At 58.2% G+C, this 18,307-nt stretch carries 17 protein-coding genes; 12 read left to right on the top strand and 5 right to left on the bottom strand.

The genetic code is table 11. The annotated features are described in order from the left end of the window. Window positions 1-2: 2 nt before the first annotated feature. From P9230_RS20825 to P9230_RS20805, 5 genes are read right to left on the bottom strand one after another with little or no spacing between them, the layout of a single operon-like run. The gene (locus P9230_RS20825) at window positions 3-1,046 is read right to left on the bottom strand and encodes an ABC transporter ATP-binding protein (RefSeq protein WP_278120717.1); all 1,044 of its coding nucleotides are present in this window, start codon (window positions 1,044-1,046) and stop codon (window positions 3-5) included. Then, window positions 1,043-2,479, bottom strand: a complete 1,437-nt coding sequence (locus P9230_RS20820) for a dihydroorotase family protein (RefSeq protein ID WP_278120716.1) — start codon at window positions 2,477-2,479, stop codon at window positions 1,043-1,045. The genes P9230_RS20825 and P9230_RS20820 overlap by 4 nt, the downstream gene beginning before the upstream one ends. Next, window positions 2,476-3,903 carry a family 10 glycosylhydrolase gene (locus P9230_RS20815; protein WP_278120715.1) on the bottom strand — a complete coding sequence of 476 codons (1,428 nt, stop codon included), beginning with the start codon at window positions 3,901-3,903 and terminating at the stop codon, window positions 2,476-2,478. The genes P9230_RS20820 and P9230_RS20815 overlap by 4 nt, the downstream gene beginning before the upstream one ends. Continuing rightward, window positions 3,900-5,078, bottom strand: coding sequence for a pyridoxal phosphate-dependent aminotransferase (locus P9230_RS20810; protein WP_278120714.1), 1,179 nt, complete (start codon window positions 5,076-5,078; stop codon window positions 3,900-3,902). The genes P9230_RS20815 and P9230_RS20810 overlap by 4 nt, the downstream gene beginning before the upstream one ends. Before the next feature lie 2 nt (window positions 5,079-5,080). Next, window positions 5,081-6,316 (bottom strand): amidohydrolase family protein, encoded by a 1,236-nt coding sequence (locus P9230_RS20805; RefSeq protein ID WP_278120713.1) that lies wholly within the window; start codon window positions 6,314-6,316, stop codon window positions 5,081-5,083. A 591-nt stretch (window positions 6,317-6,907) separates the two neighbouring features. Here P9230_RS20805 and P9230_RS20800 point away from each other — a divergent pair. From P9230_RS20800 to P9230_RS20745, 12 genes are all read left to right on the top strand, one after another. Continuing rightward, window positions 6,908-8,110: a pyridoxal phosphate-dependent aminotransferase gene (locus P9230_RS20800; RefSeq protein ID WP_278120712.1), complete on the top strand. Its 1,203-nt coding sequence runs from the start codon at window positions 6,908-6,910 to the stop codon at window positions 8,108-8,110. 9 nt (window positions 8,111-8,119) lie between these two features. Beyond that, window positions 8,120-8,605 (top strand): VOC family protein, encoded by a 486-nt coding sequence (locus tag P9230_RS20795; RefSeq protein WP_278120711.1) that lies wholly within the window; start codon window positions 8,120-8,122, stop codon window positions 8,603-8,605. Between the two features lie 2 nt (window positions 8,606-8,607). Further along, window positions 8,608-9,600, top strand: coding sequence for a M14 family metallopeptidase (locus P9230_RS20790; protein WP_278120710.1), 993 nt, complete (start codon window positions 8,608-8,610; stop codon window positions 9,598-9,600). Window positions 9,601-9,652: 52 nt separating this feature from the next. Then, the gene (locus tag P9230_RS20785; RefSeq protein ID WP_278120709.1) at window positions 9,653-10,585 is read left to right on the top strand and encodes an allantoinase PuuE; all 933 of its coding nucleotides are present in this window, start codon (window positions 9,653-9,655) and stop codon (window positions 10,583-10,585) included. Then, window positions 10,582-11,097, top strand: coding sequence for an ureidoglycolate lyase (locus P9230_RS20780; RefSeq protein WP_278120708.1), 516 nt, complete (start codon window positions 10,582-10,584; stop codon window positions 11,095-11,097). The genes P9230_RS20785 and P9230_RS20780 overlap by 4 nt, the downstream gene beginning before the upstream one ends. After that, a complete protein-coding gene (locus P9230_RS20775; RefSeq protein WP_278120707.1) occupies window positions 11,094-11,987 on the top strand; it encodes a dihydrodipicolinate synthase family protein in 894 nt (297 codons plus the stop codon). Before P9230_RS20780 ends, P9230_RS20775 begins: the two co-directional genes overlap by 4 nt. Window positions 11,988-12,003: 16 nt before the next feature. Then, window positions 12,004-12,684 (top strand): GntR family transcriptional regulator, encoded by a 681-nt coding sequence (locus tag P9230_RS20770; RefSeq protein ID WP_278120706.1) that lies wholly within the window; start codon window positions 12,004-12,006, stop codon window positions 12,682-12,684. A 48-nt stretch (window positions 12,685-12,732) separates the two neighbouring features. Beyond that, window positions 12,733-14,286 carry an ABC transporter substrate-binding protein gene (locus P9230_RS20765; protein ID WP_278120705.1) on the top strand — a complete coding sequence of 518 codons (1,554 nt, stop codon included), beginning with the start codon at window positions 12,733-12,735 and terminating at the stop codon, window positions 14,284-14,286. Window positions 14,287-14,465: 179 nt separating this feature from the next. Next, window positions 14,466-15,440 (top strand): ABC transporter permease, encoded by a 975-nt coding sequence (locus tag P9230_RS20760; protein ID WP_278120704.1) that lies wholly within the window; start codon window positions 14,466-14,468, stop codon window positions 15,438-15,440. Between the two features lie 11 nt (window positions 15,441-15,451). Further along, complete coding sequence (locus P9230_RS20755; protein WP_278120703.1) at window positions 15,452-16,381, top strand: ABC transporter permease; 930 nt, start codon at window positions 15,452-15,454, stop codon at window positions 16,379-16,381. Between the two features lie 30 nt (window positions 16,382-16,411). Further along, window positions 16,412-17,497, top strand: a complete 1,086-nt coding sequence (locus P9230_RS20750; RefSeq protein WP_278120702.1) for a Gfo/Idh/MocA family oxidoreductase — start codon at window positions 16,412-16,414, stop codon at window positions 17,495-17,497. Beyond that, a complete protein-coding gene (locus tag P9230_RS20745; RefSeq protein WP_278120701.1) occupies window positions 17,484-18,206 on the top strand; it encodes an SDR family oxidoreductase in 723 nt (240 codons plus the stop codon). The genes P9230_RS20750 and P9230_RS20745 overlap by 14 nt, the downstream gene beginning before the upstream one ends. The last annotated feature ends 101 nt before the right edge of the window (window positions 18,207-18,307 follow it).

Here is an 18,307-nt window from a genome sequence, read left to right as displayed (position 1 = left end):
TTTCAGGTTTCCTTGAACGTCTGTGGATCGATTTCGCGCCAACGCAAGCAGCGCAGACTGTGATCGGCCTCAGCGACTTCGATTTCCGGTTCGATTGCGACGCACTGATCGGCGGCAAATCTACACCGCGTGCGAAACCGGCAGCCCGAGGGCTGCTGTGTAAGCAATGGCACGTAACCGGGAATTGTCTTCAGTCGCTGCTTGTCGAGCGAGCTGCCTATGCGCGGAATGGACTGCATCAGCCCTGCTGTGTAAGGCATCAAAGGGTTTGAGAAGAGCGTTCGAACCGGCGCTGTCTCGACAACCTGACCCGCGTACATAACAAGGACGCGGTCGGCCATTTCCGCCACCACCCCCAGATCGTGGGTGATGAAGATGATGGCCATCCCGATTTCTTTTTGGAGATTGCGCATCAATTCCAGGATTTGTGCCTGGATGGTCACATCCAATGCCGTCGTCGGTTCGTCGGCAATCAACAAGCTGGGGCTGCATGCCAGTGCCATCGCGATCATGGCCCGCTGACGCATGCCTCCTGACATCTGATGCGGATAGTTTTCGGCTCGTCGTTTCGGCTCGGGAATTCCGACAAGCTCGAGCATCTCGATTGCCCGCTGATTGGCCTTGGCCTTTGAAACGTGGTCGTGTTGCATCACGACTTCGGCGATCTGTTTCCCGATCGTGTGAACGGGATTGAGGCTGGTCATCGGTTCCTGAAAGATCATGCCGATCTCGTTGCCGCGAATTGCCCGCATCTCTCTCTCAGGAATTGTAACGAGGTCTTTTCCGCGCAGTCGGATCGAGCCGTTGGTAATCTGACCAATGCGCTTGGGCAGAAGACGCATAATCGAGAGGCTGGTGATCGACTTGCCCGAGCCAGACTCGCCGACAATCGCCAGTGTCTCGCCTGCCTTCACTGAGAAGCTCAACCCGTCCACCGCCTTTAGGCGTAGCTTGCCGTCGCCAACGACAAGGCTGGTCTGGAGGTCGGTAACCTCCAGCAAGGGAGGGGCCGCAGCGCCTGTTGAGACATTTGTTGGATCACTCATCTGGTCACTCCAGCCTTGGTCCGGGGCGATCTGAGCGGTGAGCTAGTCGCATGCTGAGGCCTCACGGCCTGACCAAAACCACGCTTGCCGACGATTTTGCCTCGATCGAATACTATTTCGCCTGCCACGAGCGTACGCTCGATACTTGCCGAGAATCGCATGCCCTCATAGAGCTGGCAAAGATCGCGTGCCTTGGTCATCAGGCGGTTTTTATCGATCACCGTGTTGCCGGAGAGGTTGACAAGCACGAGGTCGGCGTCGGCCCCTTCGACAATCGCACCCTTGCTTGGCAGACCAAAACGTCGGGCGCCGTTGCCAGCAACCAAAGCGACCGCCTTGGACAGTGACAGCCGCCTCTGGTTGACCGCGTTCAATAGCGCCAGCAGCATGAACTCAACGCCTGGGGTGCCCGGAGGGGCTGTCAGAAAATTGTGAGCCGAAGCCAGTTTCTCGGCCAACGCGAACACGGCGTGGTCGGTCGTGACATGAGCGATCGTGCCGTCCGCCACTGCAGACCAGATCGCGTCCTGGTCCGCCTGGGTGCGTATCGGTGGATTTACCTTGCCGAATACGCCTGCCCGTTCAACGTCCTCTTCCGTGCGAAATAGATACTGCGGGCAGGTCTCCGCGGAAAAATCCGACGATCCTTTGAAGCGGCGAAGGACATCGACGGTGGCTGCGCTGGTGACATGAGCGATGTGAAGCTTGGCTCGCGCCTTCGTGTTCATCGTCAGAAGCTTAGCCACCGCGACAGCTTCGACATAGTCAGGCCGCGAGGCGCCATGGGTGACGGCCAACGAAGGATCGAGCGTCGCGACCTGCTCGCCACAGTAGGCAAGCAACTCAGCGCTTTCCGCGTGGACAACAATTGGCAGTCCAACACGGCCGGCCTGATGGAGCGCCTCCATCTGATCTGCTTCATCGGGAAAGGCCAGACCGCCGAACTCATCGGCTCGGCCTTCCGGCGCAGGGGTTGTGAAGATCTTGAAGGCAACCGCGCCTTCATCCGCCATCGCCTGCATTCCTTCCAGCGACAGATCGCCAGGCGCCCCATAAAGGCCGAAATTCACGAAGGCATGTTCGGAAAAATGCTGCCTGCGCATTGCTATTTGATCGGCCGAGGCACAGCAAGGTTTGCTAAGTGGCATCTCGAACAAGGTGGTCACGCCTCCCGCCGCCGCTGCTCGCGTCTCGGTTTCAACCGTCGAGCGCTCAGGAAAGGCGGGCGCACGGATATGGAAGTGAATGTCGATCGTGCCCGGCAGCAGGTGCAGTCCGGTCGCATCGATCGACTTGTTAGCTTTCGCAGCGCTGCCACTAGGCATTAGCGCTTCAATGCGCCCGCCTGTGAGACCCACGTCGAGCGCCTGCTCGCCGTCTGGAGTGACAACCATTGCCCCCTGAATGAGTGTATCGTAGGCGCCGGCGCTCATGGTTTGAGACCTAGTTCAGTTAACGCTTTCGCGACGCCGTCGAGATTGGTCAGATGCATGCTGGCGTAGTTAGGGGCCAGAACAATGCCGTGACCGCCGGAGCGGTATGTCGCCATAACGCTGCGATAAGCGATATCGGGAGTGCACTTGGCCTGGTCGGCCCTCGTCCGCGGCGCATCGATACCGATGCCCATAAAGACTTTCGCCCTTCCATCAACACCGCGCAACGCGTCGACGCACTGACCCGCAACATAAGTGTCGGGATCCATGCCGCGCTGAACCACGCTGGCGTAGGGCGCCTCATCGAGACCAAGCATACGGTAGAGTACAGCGGTGGACTCGTCAGGGCTAAAGTCGCTCAATATCGTCTTTTGGAAGAACGACAGTTCCTTCGCCCAAACCTCGCCCGATTGGTGCTGATAGGTGATCGGTTTGACCCAGTCGGCATAAGCCGTTTGCTCGTTCCAGGGCCACTGCGCCCGGCGGATGATGTTGAAGTGGTTTCGGTTCCACACATTGAGGCCAAAGGGCAGGTTTGGCTTGCACCATTTCACCAGGCCGTAGAGTTCTCGGTCTAGATCCTTGTTGCGCTCAAGCCAGAATTTCTCCCAAATCAGGGCGTGGGGGTTGTCCAGCAGAACGCGCAGGAACGTGATGAAGGCTCCATCGGCAAATGTCTTGCCTGCCTTGGCCTCCTGCATGAAGTCGTAGAGATTGAGGCAGGCGCGACGGCAGGCCTCAACGTCGATACCCCGCTCCATCGCCTCGCGCCGTGCATGTGTCGAGAAATCGCCCGGTGCCAGGCCCTGGATCAACTGGTCCAGCGGCGAATTGCGCTCGTTGCACCACATCACGCCGTCGATATCGTAGCTTCGAACCTGGTCCTCGATCATCGAAAGGATCCAGTTGCGGTAGCCAGGGTGGGACGTGCTTGGCTCGGCGCCCAGTCTTCCGAAAACGTCGATCTCCATTGCCTGGGCAAGGTTGGGGATGTCGACTGTGTTGGTGGAGCCATGCCCGGTATATTTGAAGAAGGGCTCCATCAGTTCGATATAGACCTTCATCCCGCGGCGATGCGCCTCCGGGATTACCATGGCCAAGATATCTTTGCCGTCGAACTGAGGATCGCCGGAGCGAAAGTCCTTGATAAAGGTACCCTGATAGTAGGCCGGGTTCGGCTGAAAATATGCCCCGCCCTTCATTTGAAAGGGCTCCGGAACGCCGTGGTCAGGCCAGCCGTCCAGCTCGTGCGAGATCGATCGTCCCGTTTTGAGGCCAAGCCATGAAACCGTGCCCAGCATCAGGACATTCACCCCGACCCTGTCGCGCAAGGTGTCAAGCACAGCGTCGACGCCTTCATCGACAAAGCTTATTGGGCTTACCTGGATGCCGACGAACTTCTCGTCCAGTTTTGGCTTGTTCATGCCGGCCTCCGATTGGCTGCAATGAAGTCGCCCATACGCTTCATAGCTACCTTGATCTGTTCCAACGGCTGCAGGAAGCTGATGCGCACGTAGTCGGAGCTTTCGTCCCCAAACATGGAGCCGGCAAACAGCATCACGCCTGTTTCGCGCAGGAGTTTCTCGCAGAACTCCGGCGCTGGCATGCCAGTTGAGGAAATGTTCGTGTACATATAAAACGCACCGCCCGGGTTCCCGTAGCTCAGGCCCATCTCGCTTAGCGCAGGCATCAGGTAACTGCGGCGTTCGCCGTATTCCGCGATCATCCGCTCGATTGGCTCTTGCGGCCCCGTCAGCGCGGCGAGGGCTGCGAATTGGCTGATGGTGCAGGTGTTGATCGAAAGCGTGTGTCGCGGCTCGGTCATGATGTGCACGAAGTCGGCCGGGGCCGCGAGGTACCCAACGCGCCAGCCCGTCATTGCATAAGTCTTGGAGAAGCCGTTGAGCGTGATTGTGCGCTCTTTCATGCCGGCCAAGGTGGCGATCGAGAGATGTTCATTGCCCTCGTAGATGATGCGCGCATAGATTTCGTCGGCGATCACGATGAGGTCGTTCTTGATGGCCAGATCGGCGATCTTGCGGATGACGTCTGGAGGGGTGACGGCGCCGGTTGGATTGTTGGGTGACACCAGAACGAACATTTTCGTGCGTGGCGTGATCCGCTTTTCAATCTCCGCGACATCGAGCGCGAAGTCATCCTTCTCATAAGTGGGCACGGGGATAGGCACTCCGCCAACCATGTGCACGGCAGTGTCGTAGGTGGTGAAGCGCGGTGAGGTTATCAGCACCTCGTCGCCGGCCGAGATGAGGCCGAGCATGCACAGCATAATGGATTCTTGAACACCAGCCGTGACGACAATCTCTTCCGCCGCATAGTTCAGTCCATACTGCCGTTTCAGGTCCACACAGATTGCTTCGCGCAATGCCTGGATGCCGGTCGGCTCGGTATAATGATGCTCGTTGCTGTCGATTGCTTTTTTGGCCGCCTCGACAATGTGGGCCGGCGTGTGGAAGTCGGGATCGCCACGGCCCATGGCGATGACATTATCCAGGCCGTCGGCGATTTTCATCATGCGGGTGCGGAACGAGGCGTCCTCTTCCACGATGCGCGCCGCAAGACGATTACCAATGAAGCTCATTATCAATGCATCCTTTTTCCGGCGATGAAGGTCATGCGCACATTCGAAAGCGCGAAGAGGTTCTCGTCGGGTTTGCCGTCGACGACGATGAGGTCGGCTTCCTTGCCGGCCTCGACACTTCCGATCTTGCTATCCAGCTTGGACAACCTTGCTGCGCGGATGGTGATCGAGCGCAGCGCGTCAAGGCGGCTCGGGCAGACACCGACCTCAACCATGAAGTCGAGTTCCGGAGCGATCTGGTCATGTTCAACGGCTGGGCTACCGGCGTCCGTACCGAACACGATCGGAACCCCGGCCTTCGAGGCCCGCAGCAGCCCATCAAATCGCGACTTGTCCGCGATGGCCTTCTGCCGTTCGGCGATTTTCCATTCAGGGATGCCGAATTTGCGCGCGATGTCGGGCTTGGCCTGCAGGATGAGTGCGGAAAAGGTCGTGACAATCGGAATTTTCTTGTCGAGCAGGATCTTGATTGTGTCATCGCTCATCGAGCCCCCATGCTCGACGCAATCGACCCCAAATTCGGCAACGCGACGGATGCAAGCATCATAGGTGGCATGCGCGGTTATCGGCAGCCGATTGCGATGGGACTCGTCGATCACGGCTTCCAGTTCCGCATCGGTGAATTCCAGCGTGTCGTGACAAGCCATGATCTTGATGAGGTCCGCTCCGCCCCTGACCTGATCGCGCACGGCCCGACGCATCTCATCGGCGCCACTCGCCTCGCGGCAAACCCAATAGGTGTGACCGCCCGTCTGGATGATACTCTCGCCTGAAACCAGGAGACGCGGTCCCGGAAATAAGCCTTGTTCGACTGCCTGCTTGCTGAACAGATTGGCATTGTGGACGCCGAGATCGCGCACCAGCGTAATCCCCGCCCGCAGGGACTTCAGCATGTTGCCGGCCGCCTTGTAGGCGCGGATTTCAGGGCTGTCGTAAATGGATTGAAACGAAAGCTCGTGGATGCCGTCCCACGAAAGGTGAGCGTGGGAGTTGATCATCCCTGGCATGATCGTCATGCCGCCGAGATCGATAAGTTCGGCGCCTTGAGGCGAGTCACCGAGGTCGCCCCGGCTTCCAACGCGTGCGATCTTCCCATTGAGAAGCTCGACAAAACCATCCTCTATAATCTGGTCGTCAACGCAGGTGATGACGCGGCCTAGTAGCACCCGATGAGGCGCCTGGATGTCGAACATCGGCTTGGTGATTTTCTGATAACGCCAGGCGGCGGGTTCAGGCATGTCTCAATCCTCATTGTTTTAGATGCACAGCACAGCGAGCACCCGATCGGTGGATCGGGCAGCTAATTGTCGAACGGCCTAGGCGCGGCGAAAACGCGTTCGACCAAATGCCCATCGGCACGATAGCCGGTGAGCAAGGCCGCCGAGCTCGGCGACGGGGAGCTCAGCGTGAATTTGCTAGGAGCTATTCCTCACTGCGCCGGTTTCGCACCTAAGCAGTAGGTCCAAAGCCACCATCCCACTCGGCAGGTCCTGGTCTCAGCTGGAACTCGTTTGTTTTTTTGCGCAGCTGCATCCTCCCTCGCTTGACAGCCACCGACATTGTGGACCACAATCAGATTGTCGACAACTAGATTTTCTAAGAAAATGCACACAAGAAATACCGCGTCAAGCGAACTTTCGAGCAGGCAGATCGAAGCCCAAGAACGGCGGTGGCCTAAAGCTGTCTGTCGTGGCCCGAAGCTTCGCCTTATGTCGCCGCTGGCGGACCAATCATGCGGCGATCTTAGAACCATCCTGGCTGGTTGCCGGGACAAGTCGGCGCGAGCAACGAGGCTCTGCGCCTGAATGAACTATGGAGGACACACGACCTTGGCTAGCACTTCAGCGCTGGAGAAGCGGCTCGCTTCCCGTGTGAAATTACGGGATGCGAGTTTCATCACCCGAATGGCCGACATCGCAGAGGGGCTAGACGACGTAATTCGCCTAGGCCGGGGCGACCCTGATTTCGCCACGCCCGCGCACATAGTGAAGGCTGGCCAGGAGGCGCTCGCCGCAGGTGCTACACACTATACCCATCCGCTCGGCATCCCGGCTTTGCGGCAGGCAATCGCGGATAATATCGAGACATATGGCGGGGCCCGCTACGAGCTGGACGAGATAGTCGTCACGCCTGGTGGCCAGCAAGCGATGTTCGTGATCGCATTGTCGCTGCTTGATCGTGGCGACGAAATCCTGGTGCCGTGCCCAGGTTACAACCCGTACCATCAGGCGGCAGAAATTGCTGACGCTACCTTGGTCAGGGTCCCGACCACGCTTGCGACCAATTTCACGCTGACGGCCGAGCTGGTGGCTCAGCATATCACGCCGAAGTCCAAGATCCTTGTGCTAATCAACCCGAACAATCCCACGGGCACGGTGACGCCGCCTGATGAGATCGCAAAGATCGCCAAGCTTGCGATCGAGCATGACCTCATCGTTGTCTCCGACGAGATCTACGCCCGGCTGGTTTATGGAAATGAGACTGTGCAGCCGGTCGCCGCGCTGCCTGGCATGCGCGACCGCACTATCACGTTGTCAGGCTTCTCAAAGGCCTATGCGATGACCGGGTGGCGCATCGGCTATTTCGCCGGGCCGCGCGCTTTAATTACGGCAATGGCCGAGATCCATCATGCATTTGCGATCTCAACAGCATCAGTCAGTCAGCATGCGGCGCTTGCAGCGCTCACCGGGCCACAGGACTGCGTGGAGGAAATGCGACTAACCTACGATCAGCGCCGGTTGGCGCTGTGCGCAGGGCTGGACCAGATCGGCTTCACCTACGCCAAGCCACAGGGCGCCTTCTATGTGTACGCCGACGTCTCGTCGACTGGGCTTACGGCCTCGGATTTTTGCGAGCGGTTGCTGCTTGAGGGGAGGGTGATGACCTATCCCGGCGGTATTTCCGGCGACGAGACTGACGAGTTCATACGCCTATCGCTCACCCAGCCGATTGCCCGCATAACCGAGGCGTTACGGCGCATGGAGAAGGTCGTTAGTGGCATCAAGGCGGAACGCAAGGCGTCCGCGGCTTAAGGAGAAGACATGTCTACCGTATCTGACAATCCTAACGTCAAAAGCATCAAGCATATGGCATTTGCCGTGCGCGACGCTCAAGCCGCCCTTAGCTCCTACGCCAAATATCTTCACGTGCCGGCGGACACCAAGATCATCGACTATCCTAAGTCGCGTAACCGGGTCGCGCTCTTCAATCTCGGAGGCATCGAATACCAGCTCTGCCAATCGATGGATGCAGACGGCCGCTTCGCCTCGTGGATTAAGCAACGCAACGCCGAAGGCTTGCATCACATCTGCTACGAAGTCGACAACATCGAGCAAGCCCTCGATCACGCCAAGTCCCAGGGTGCTGAACTGCGCATCTGCAAGGCTTGTGGCGTTTATGGCTCGCATCCCCATCCCGAAGGACACGTCGCCTTCCTCGATAACGATGCTGGCGGCATCGAGATCGAGTTCATGCAGGTCTACACGCCTGAAGAACTGAAAAAATACGAAGAATTTCAAGGAATTTGACTATGCCCGCACAGAAAACCATCACTGTCGGCACCGCGACAGCCGCCGCTGGTACGGTCGCGCGTGGTGTGATCCCCGTCACGGTCCTTGCAGGTGGAACCCGCCTCGACATCCCTGTTGTCGTGATCAACGGCGCACAGCCTGGACCGGTTTTTTGGGTTGATAGCGCCATCCACGGTGATGAGCCGGAAGGTCCGCTTGCGTGCCAGATCGCCTTGAGAGAAGTCGACCCAGCGAAGCTGTCTGGCACACTGGTGATGGTGCCGGTGATCAATGTGCCTGCCTTCGAAGCGGCACAACGCGGCAATCCGCTCGATACCTTCAGCTATGACATGAACCGCATATATCCGGGCCGGCCGGATGGCTATCTATCTGAACGTGTTGCCTATGCTCACTGGGAATGGCTGAGCAAACTGGCTGATATCGAGATCTCGATCCACTCCGGCGGAGCGCACTCCTATTTGGCTAAGTCGATCTTCGTCGACGAGCGCCCGGAATCAGTTGAGCTGGCGACAGCCATGGGTGAGGGCTGGGGATGCATCATGTCATCCTTCAATCCAAAGGGTAATCCAATGGCCATGCTGAAGGAGATTGGCAAGGCTGGCATCACAGTGGAACTGGGGGGACGCTCCGCCACTTCGCCAGAGAAATTCGCCCAGGTTGGGCGTGAGCTTGCGAACGCGATCCTAAACGTCCTGCGTCACTACAAGATGTATCCAGGCGAGGCGACCTATCCCAGCCCACGTTACAAGGGTCAGCAGGAGGCCCTCCTTGCCCCGGCCTCGGGTATCTTCATTCCGCATCCCGGAATCGACTTCCTGAAGATGATGAAGAAGGGCGATCCGCTGGCGAAGATCGTGTCGATCTTCGGCGATGTGCTGGGCGAGTTGAAGGCACCGGCGGACGGCATGTTCTTCGGGCTTCGCGCACTACCCAACGTGACCGTCGGGGACTGGTGTTGCTTCTTCTGCAAGGTCGAGGGCACGAGAGATTGAGAGGGGGCGGCCAGCGCCGCGTCTGATGGCAAGTACCGCCCGGAGATTATTGATGCGCGATTTCATTGGCTATGCAGATCGGTTGCCCAATGTCAGGTGGCCCGGAGACGCCGGGCTGGCTGTGAATTTCGTGCTTAATTACGAAGAAGGCGCTGAGCATTCGATAGAAGACGGCGACGGTCGTTCCGAGAATGCGCTGATCGAGGTCAACCAGCCGCGGGTGCCGGCTGGCGGGCGGGACCTTGCTGCTCAGAGTATGTATGAATATGGCAGCCGGGCGGGCTTCTGGCGCCTGCATCGGCTATTTTGCGAGCGCGGCTTACCCCTCACCGTGTTCGCGGCGGCCCTTGCGCTCGAGCGCAATCCGCAAGTCGCCGCCGCGATACGCGAAACTGATTGGGATATCGTCGGCCATGGATGGCGGTGGATTGAACATTATCGCCTCGACGAGGCGACTGAGCGCGATCACATAGCTAGGGCCTTCGAGTCGATTTCGCAAACGACAGGACGACAGCCGCAGGGTTGGTACTGCCGATACAGTCCAAGCGAGGCCACCCGCCGGTTAGTGGTTGAGCATGGTGGGTTCACATATGACAGCGACGCCTACAATGACGATGTCCCCTATTGGACCGTGGTTTCGGGCAAACCGCACCTGATCGTACCTTATTCGCTTGTCACCAATGATGCCAAGCTGACCGCTGGCGGTCTGGTGACCGGTCGAGACTATGGCGACTTTCTGATCGATAGTTTCGACGTACTTCACCGCGAGGGACAGACCATGCCTCGAATGATGTCGGTGGGCATGCATCCGCGTCTGCTTGGCCACCCTGGCCGCGTCTCCGGCTTGATGCGTTTCCTCGACCACATTTCCGGCAAGTCCGGCGTGTGGGTCTGCCGACGCGCCGACATTGCATCGCACTGGCGGCAGGAAGCTCCCTTTGTGCCGATGGCAATCCCTAACATGCGCTCGGAGCTTTCGCCGTGACCTTGCTCGTTCGGGCCGCTGAGGGATATTCGCAGGAGGCGTTCGCGCACTATGGCAGCTTTGTCGAGCGACCGGACGAGTACGGTACGCGTCGTCATTACGGCGAATGGTTGGGTGGCGCCGTAGACGGTCTCTCGCCACAGATGCATGTCAACGCCGTCCCGCGGTCGCAGTTTCCGCTGACCGTTAGCCAGGTCGAGCGCCATCCGCATGCAGCACAGATTTTTCTTCCTCTGCAGGCCTCGCGCTACATGGTCACGGTAATGCCCGCGAATGCAGCTGGAGCGCCGCAAGTCGACGCTGCCGTCAGCTTTATCGTGCCTGGCCACATCGGTGTGATCTACAAGGCTGGGATCTGGCACGTAGGTGCTAGCGCCATCGACCGCGACGCCAATTTCGCTGTCCTCATGTGGCGCGGCAGCGAGGATGACGACGAGTTCCTCCGCGTCAACCCGTTCAAGATCGTTGCCGAAAATACGACCAGTTTTCTTTTGGAGCCGGCAAAGCCATGAAGCGTAAGCCAGCGCTGTTCGTGCCAACAATAACGCCGTTCAAAGCCGACCTATCGGTCGACCTCGAACGCTATGTGGAGAATTGTCGCTTGGTCCTTTCGGAGGGGGCGCATGGGCTGGCGCCTTTTGGCACGACGGGCGAAGCGAACTCATTGAGCGTCGGCGAACGCATGGAGGCGCTGGATGCCTTGATCTCCGGCGGCGTTGCTCCGTCCAAGCTTATTCCGGGAACTGGCTGTGCAGCCCTGCCGGATAGCATCACTTTGACGCGGCATGCCGTCTCCAAGGGGTGCCTCGGGACACTGATGCTGCCGCCGTTCTATTACAAGGGCGTTAGCGAGGAGGGCCTGTTCGCGTCGTACGCTAGGATCGTCGAGGCGGTAGGTGACGTCAGGCTGAAAATCTATCTCTATCACATTCCGCAAATGACCGGCCTACCGGTAACGTTAAGTCTGATCGAGCGCCTTTTGCGTTCCTATCCAACCGTTTTTATCGGCATGAAGGACAGTTCGGGCGACTGGGAGAACACCCACACTGTCATCAAGACGTTCCCGGAGCTCCTGATCTATTCGTCCTCCGAAGCCCTTATCCCGAAGAACGTCGATGCTGGTGGCGCTGGTTGCATCAGCGCGTCGGCCAATGTCAATTCGCGCGGCATCGTAGCTTTGATGCGGGCTCTTGGTACCGGCGAGGAAGAAGCGATTGCGGCTAGGGTAGGCGAGATCCGCAAGATCTTTGAGGGTCTCCCACTCGTACCGGCGATAAAGGCGGTCGCGGCGAAGTTGCGCGGCGATGCGGCCTACGCGGTGGTTCGTCCTCCGTTCGTGCCCCTTGCACAAAACCATGTTGCTGAAATCGAGCGCGCTGCTGCCTTATGCACGGCCATTTGAACACAGGGAACGAGACATGAAGGACACTAAGAGCGACAGCGCCAAAATTTCTAAGATCGAGAATGTCACGTTGCGGACCGAAGTAGCGGACGTTCTGCGCAATGCCATCATAAATGGGCTCTTCAAGCCAGGCACACCAATAGTCGAGATGGCTCTCGCCGAGCAACTTGACGTCAGTCGCGCACCAGTGCGCGAGGCCATCCAGCTTTTGGAGAATGAAGGACTGATCGAGACTCTTGCCTACAAAGGCAAGCGGGTCAAACCATTGGCCAGGAAAGATGTCGATGAACTCTACAGCCTGCGCGAAGTCCTTGAGTTGTTCGCCGCGCGCCGTATCATTGAAGCGGGCACGGACGTATCGGAACTTCGCCTTCACTGCGATGCGATGGTCGAGGCAGCTAACGCCCAGGATTTGGTGGCGCTGAACGCCGCGGATGAAGCGTTTCACCGAGCAATCATCCGGTTGTCCAACCACGACTTGCTCTTATCCCAGTGGAACAACGTCTACCTGCGCGTGCGCCAGGTTATGGCGTTGCGCAACAGCGCTAACCGGGATCTGGGCGCCGTCGCACGCAACCATCCGCCCATTGTCGACGCGCTCGAAGGCAGAGATTTGGCAAGAGTGACTGAGTTGCTCAGCCAGCATGTCAGATCGGCCGCTGACCTTGATCTCAGCTCGACAGAATGGAGCCAATAGGCACACGCACGCAACCATAAGTAATTATATAAGAATAGGGAGCGAAAAATGAAGCACTTCAGAAATGCCGCATTCGCGGTTGCTTTAGGATTGTTTTACTCAGGGCACGCCAAAGCGGCACCTGATTCCGACACACTTATTGTCGGTTTGTCGGCCGATGCCTCAAGCTTCGATCCCGCCAACATGGACTCACGCGATAATTTGAATATCGCGCAGCACATCTTTGGAACGCTTTACTCCATCAAGGCCGACGGCTCGATCGAGCCCAACTTCGCGACCGCCTACAAGGTTTCGCAGGACGGCAAGGAATATACCTTCACCATCAAGCCTGGCCTCACTTGCGAGGACGGTGAGGCGTTGACTGCGGAGGATGTTGCCTATTCGTTCAACCGTGCTGCAGATCCGAAGAACGGCTTCACTGGTCACGCTCCGGGTTTTCTATTTCCTTCGATCGACTTCAAAAGCGCCGAACCTGTTGACGATCTGAATGTGAAGATCAAGCTCGGCAAGAAGAGCGGGGTTGTGCTTGGCATGATCTCCCAAGTCTTCATCCACTGCAAGGACTCCTACGAGAAGATGACACTGGACCAGGCGGCCTCGAAGCCGGTCGGCTCGGGGTCCTACAAGTTGGTCACATGGGATCACGGCTCCCAGATTGTTCTGGAGAAGGTGAAGGATCCCGGCGTTTTTAAGAAGATCATTTTCCGCATCATTCCGGAGGCTTCGACCCGCTCGGCTGAGCTGATCGCCGGCAACGTCGATATCATCACCAATGTCGCCCCAGACCAGATCGAAGCTATCGACAATTCGGGAACGGCTGCGGTGCAAAAGGTTCAGGGAACACGTCGAATCTTTGTCGGCTTCAATTTTACTGACAAGTTCAAGGGCACGAAGGGAATAGATGCCATAAAGAAGCCAGACGTGCGGAGGGCCATGCAGTACGCATTGGACGTGCCGTCGATCTGCGAGCAGCTTCTCAAATTCAAGTGCGAGCGCGCCGCCGGCCTGGTGAACCCACCTAATGACAATCCCGATCTCAAACCATATCCTTATAATCCGGCTCAGGCTGAAAAGCTGCTGGACGCAGCCGGATATCGCCGCGGGGCCGATGGCGTTCGGTTCGAGCTGAAACTTCAGGCCCCTCGTGGTCGCTATCTCAACGATGCCAATGTTGCACTGGCCATCGGCCAGTATCTTTCCGACGTCGGGGTCAAGACCGACGTCGAGTTGATGGAATGGGCCTCGGTCTACACGCCCCTTTATAGAGATCACGCGGCGGGTCCGATGTTTCTGTTGGGCGCAGGTGGTGCGACCTGGAGCCCGTTATATGACATGGCCCTCATTACCACACCGAAATCCGAAACCAATTTTGGTGAGTGGAACGACCCACACTGGTTCAAGGGCTGGGATGCCGTCGATGCGGCCAAAACCCCGGAAGAAGAGCGCACCGCAATCAATGGAATGCTCAAGGCCTTCTACGACGACAGTCCTTGGTTGCTGCTTTACTTCCAGCCGGATTTCTACGGCGTGAGCAAGCGGATCACCTGGCAGGCACGGCGCGACGAATTCATAGACCTGTTCGACGCCAAGCTCGCACAATGATTGCATCGGACCGCAAAGGGAGCACGCGTTCGTAGGTTCTGCTCCCAGCACGATTACGTCGCGAATTAGGGCGGCGAGACCGGGCGATAACAGTGAACCAGACAGTCGGAATGTTCGGTTCACCTACAATTAGGCGCGGCGACGGCGCTGATACAATATCGGAAATTAGGAAGTACAAAATGTGGGCCTATATTGTTCGCCGTCTAATGCAAAGCGCCATTGTCATCATTGGAGTGACGGTGATTACTTTCGCTGCGCTACAGATCGGCGGTGACCCGACTTATCTTTATGTGAGCGAGCATGCCTCCGCGGAGGAGATAACGCGAGCGCGGCATCTTCTCGGCTTTGATCGCCCTTACCATGAACAATATCTCAGTTTTGTCGGCAATTTGGTTCAGGGCGATTTCGGCACCTCTCTGAAGATGCGGCGCCCTGCACTTGACGTTGTGATGGAGGCGCTGCCGGCAACAATTGAGCTGTCTACCGTAGCGCTACTGCTGGCTGTCGCGGTGGCAGTGCCATTCGGTGTCTTCGCAGCACTCTATCGTGGGACCTCCATCGACGGCACAATCATGATGATGGGCATGCTTGGGCAGTCCGTGCCGAGCTTCTGGATGGCCATCATGATGATATTGATCCTTGGCCTGCAGTGGCACTGGTTTCCGATTTCCGGTTACGTTCCAATTATCTTGCCTGTGCTTAAGGGCAATTTCGCCGAAGCATTGTCCACCCTTCCGTCAGCGCTTTACCACTTGGCCATGCCGGCAATCGCGGTCGGTTTCTATTCGCTGTCGCGCAACGCAAGGCTTGTGCGCTCTTCGATGCTGGAGGTTCTGTCGCAGGACTATGTCCGCACCGCGCGGGCAAAAGGCATCAGTGAGTATGACGTTGTTGTCCATCATGCCCTTCGCAACGCGTGGCTGCCTGTGGTCACGATGATTGGATTGGAGTTCGGTTTCTTACTCGGCGGTGTGGTGGTCGTTGAAATGGTGTTTTCCTGGCCGGGTATCGGCCGTCTCGTTTTCAACGCCATCAATCAGCGCGACATACCCGTAGTGCAAGCGTCTGTGGTCGTGCTGGCGCTGACTTTCGTTGTCCTCAACCTCATCGTCGACCTGATCTACGCGCGCATCGATCCGCGTGTCCGGCTCTAGGAGGCAAAAACATGTCCGTTCAGGTTCACGAAAGCTCCTCGCCCGCGACTGCACGTTCCCGTAGCGGTTTCGGAAAGGCGCTCCGTCACGCCGGCCGTAGCATGATCGCCGCCAGATGGCCCGTTCTGGCACTTCTGGTGCTGGTCGTGGTGTCGATCTCAGCCATGTTTGGACCACGCATCGCGCCGCTCGACCCGAACCGTCAGAATATAATGTTGCGGCTGGCGCCTCCGATGACGGTCGCGAAGGACGGCAAGGCAGTCCATGTACTGGGTACAGATGGGCTTGGCCGGGACGTGCTTTCGCGTCTTTTGTATGGTGCGCGCGTCTCACTCCTAGTCGGCGTCGCCGCCATCGTGGTGGGCGGGACGATCGGGGTGCTCGGAGGACTGGTATCGGGCTATTTCGGCGGCTGGATCGACGATGTCATCATGCGGTTGGGGGACATCCAGTTAGCCTTTCCCTTTATTCTTCTTGCGATCCTGTTCCTGATTGTTCTCGGTCCTGGTGTCGTGAACCTGGTGCTCGTATTGGGCATCGGGCAATGGATTACCTACGCACGGATCGTGCGAGCGCAGACGCTGTCCTTGCGTGAGAAGGAGTTCGTCGAGGCGGCCCGGGCGCTCGGCGATCCGACGACCTCGGTGCTGTTTCGCACCATTTTGCCGAACATCATCGCCCCTTTGACTGTGGTTGCCTCATTCAACGTGGCGAGCGTCATCCTATCGGAGGCATCGCTGTCTTTCCTCGGTCTTGGCGTGCCGGCGACGGTGCCCACCTGGGGCTCGATGCTGGCAGAAAGCCGTGACCAGCTGATCGCCAACAAGTGGTGGCTCGCCCTCTACCCCGGTATCGCGATCGTCGCCACGGTCCTCGCGTTCAACATCATGGGTGACTGGCTACGTGATTTTCTTGATCCGCGCCTCAAGGAGCTTGGCTAGCTGCCGCTGGAATATGGAAAGGCAAGAAGCATGAAAGTTGGAATTATCGGGGCGAGCTTCGCAGCTGAGGCTTATCTTCCTGCTTTGCGTCACGTGGCTGACGTAGAGGTAACGGCAATTGCCTCTGCAAGACTGGAGAGCGCACGATCGACAGCAAGCGACTTTGGCGTAGCGCACGCGTACGACGATTGGCGGGCCATGCTCGAGCGGCACAAGCTGGACCTGGTTTGCATCGCGACCCCGACCGTCACCCATGCCAAAATGACGCTTGCCGCTCTCGACTCTGGCGCGCACGTCTTGTGTGAAAAGCCGACAGCAATGAATGCGAGCGAGGCCCGGCGAATGCTGACGCGCGCTGAGGAGCTCGGTCGCGTGCACATGATCGATCATGAATTGCGTTTCAACCCCACCCGCATGCGCATTGCCCAGATGATCGCCGAAGGCGATCTGGGTGAAATCCGTCATCTCAACATCGCCAATATCGGTTCCTCATGGGCCGATCCGTCGTCGCGGTCCAAAAGCGATTGGTGGTCGCTTGCAAGCCAAGGCGGCGGTCGGCTGGGAGCAAATGGGTCGCATCAAGTGGATTTGGTGCGCTGGTGGCTGGGAGAGGTGGCGTCAGTTTCTGGCGAAGCATTGACCATGGTCCCGGATAGGAAGGACAAGCACACAGGCGAACCCTGGAAGGGAACAGCGGACGACGTCGCGAATTTCACGCTGGCAATGAAAAGCGGGGCGCGGGCAAACGTATTCATCAGTGCCGTTGCTGCTCACGCGATGGGCAATCACACGCAGATTTTTGGCTCGAAGGGCACGATTACGCTGTCTGATGGCGATGAAAAGCTTTGGTTCGCCAAAGCCGGGGCGCCATTGCAGGCGGTGTCGATCGACGATCCGAACGCCGGCCTGTCAGGAATCAATGACGGTATTTGGAACGTCTCGGTCGTAGCTGCGTTGCGCGAACTCACCGCTGCAATTCGAGAGGCCCGACCCCTGGCGCGCGGTGCTACCTTCGTGGATGGGCTGCGCAACCAGCTGGTGCTGGATGCAGTCAAAACCTCAGGACAAGAACGGCGTTGGATCGACTTGAAGGAGGCCGACTATGCTGCCGCTTGATCAGCAAACTGTCTTCCTAACGGGTGCTGCGCAGGGCCTCGGTGCTGCGATCGCCAGGCATTTCTCGCAACGTGGCGCTAATTTGGTCTTGTTCGACGAGAATGCCGAAGGGCTCACGCGAACTGTTGCAGAATGTCGAGGCAGACCGCGGGCGATTGTGGTTGATCTTACTTCAGCCGACGACACAAACCGTGCCTTGACGAACGCGCTCTCGGGCGTTTCGTCGGTCGACACGTTGATCCACAACGCCGCTATCTTAAAGCCCCAGCCCTTTTCGGACGTTACGCTGGAAACCTTTCGCAGCACCGTCGACGTCGGACTTCAGGCAGGCTTCATGCTTGCGAAGGCGGTGTGGCCGGGCATGGCCCGCCGCAAAAATGGTGTGCTGATCTTTGTCTCGTCACGATCGGGCGTCGAGGGATTCGCGGGCGAAACCGCCTATTGCACCGCAAAGCATGGATTGGAGGGCTTTTCGAAGTCGCTATCCAGGGAAGGGCGCGACCATGGGATCATTTCGGCAACAATAACGCCTGGCATGTTCATGCGCACTCCGAGCTCGGAGCGGACTTACAGCGCGGAGGAGCGTCTGAAGTGGGTCGAGCCCGATTTGCTCGCTCCCGCCTTCTCGTTGATAGCCGAAACGCGCACCGAGGATTTCAGCGGGCGCCGCCTGGACGCCTGGCAACTTTCGCAAGGTCCCGCCCGATGATGATTAAGACAATGCCCGCCTAGCGCCAACGCCCGCTGGTCCCGGCCTTCAAGGACCATGAAGGAGCCGTAGCATGGGCTGGCGAATAAAATACTACGAAG

This window comes from Mesorhizobium sp. WSM4887, assembly GCF_029625865.1.
In the GTDB taxonomy this organism is placed as follows: domain Bacteria; phylum Pseudomonadota; class Alphaproteobacteria; order Rhizobiales; family Rhizobiaceae; genus Mesorhizobium.
This window is presented reverse-complemented; position numbering and strand designations above follow the sequence as displayed.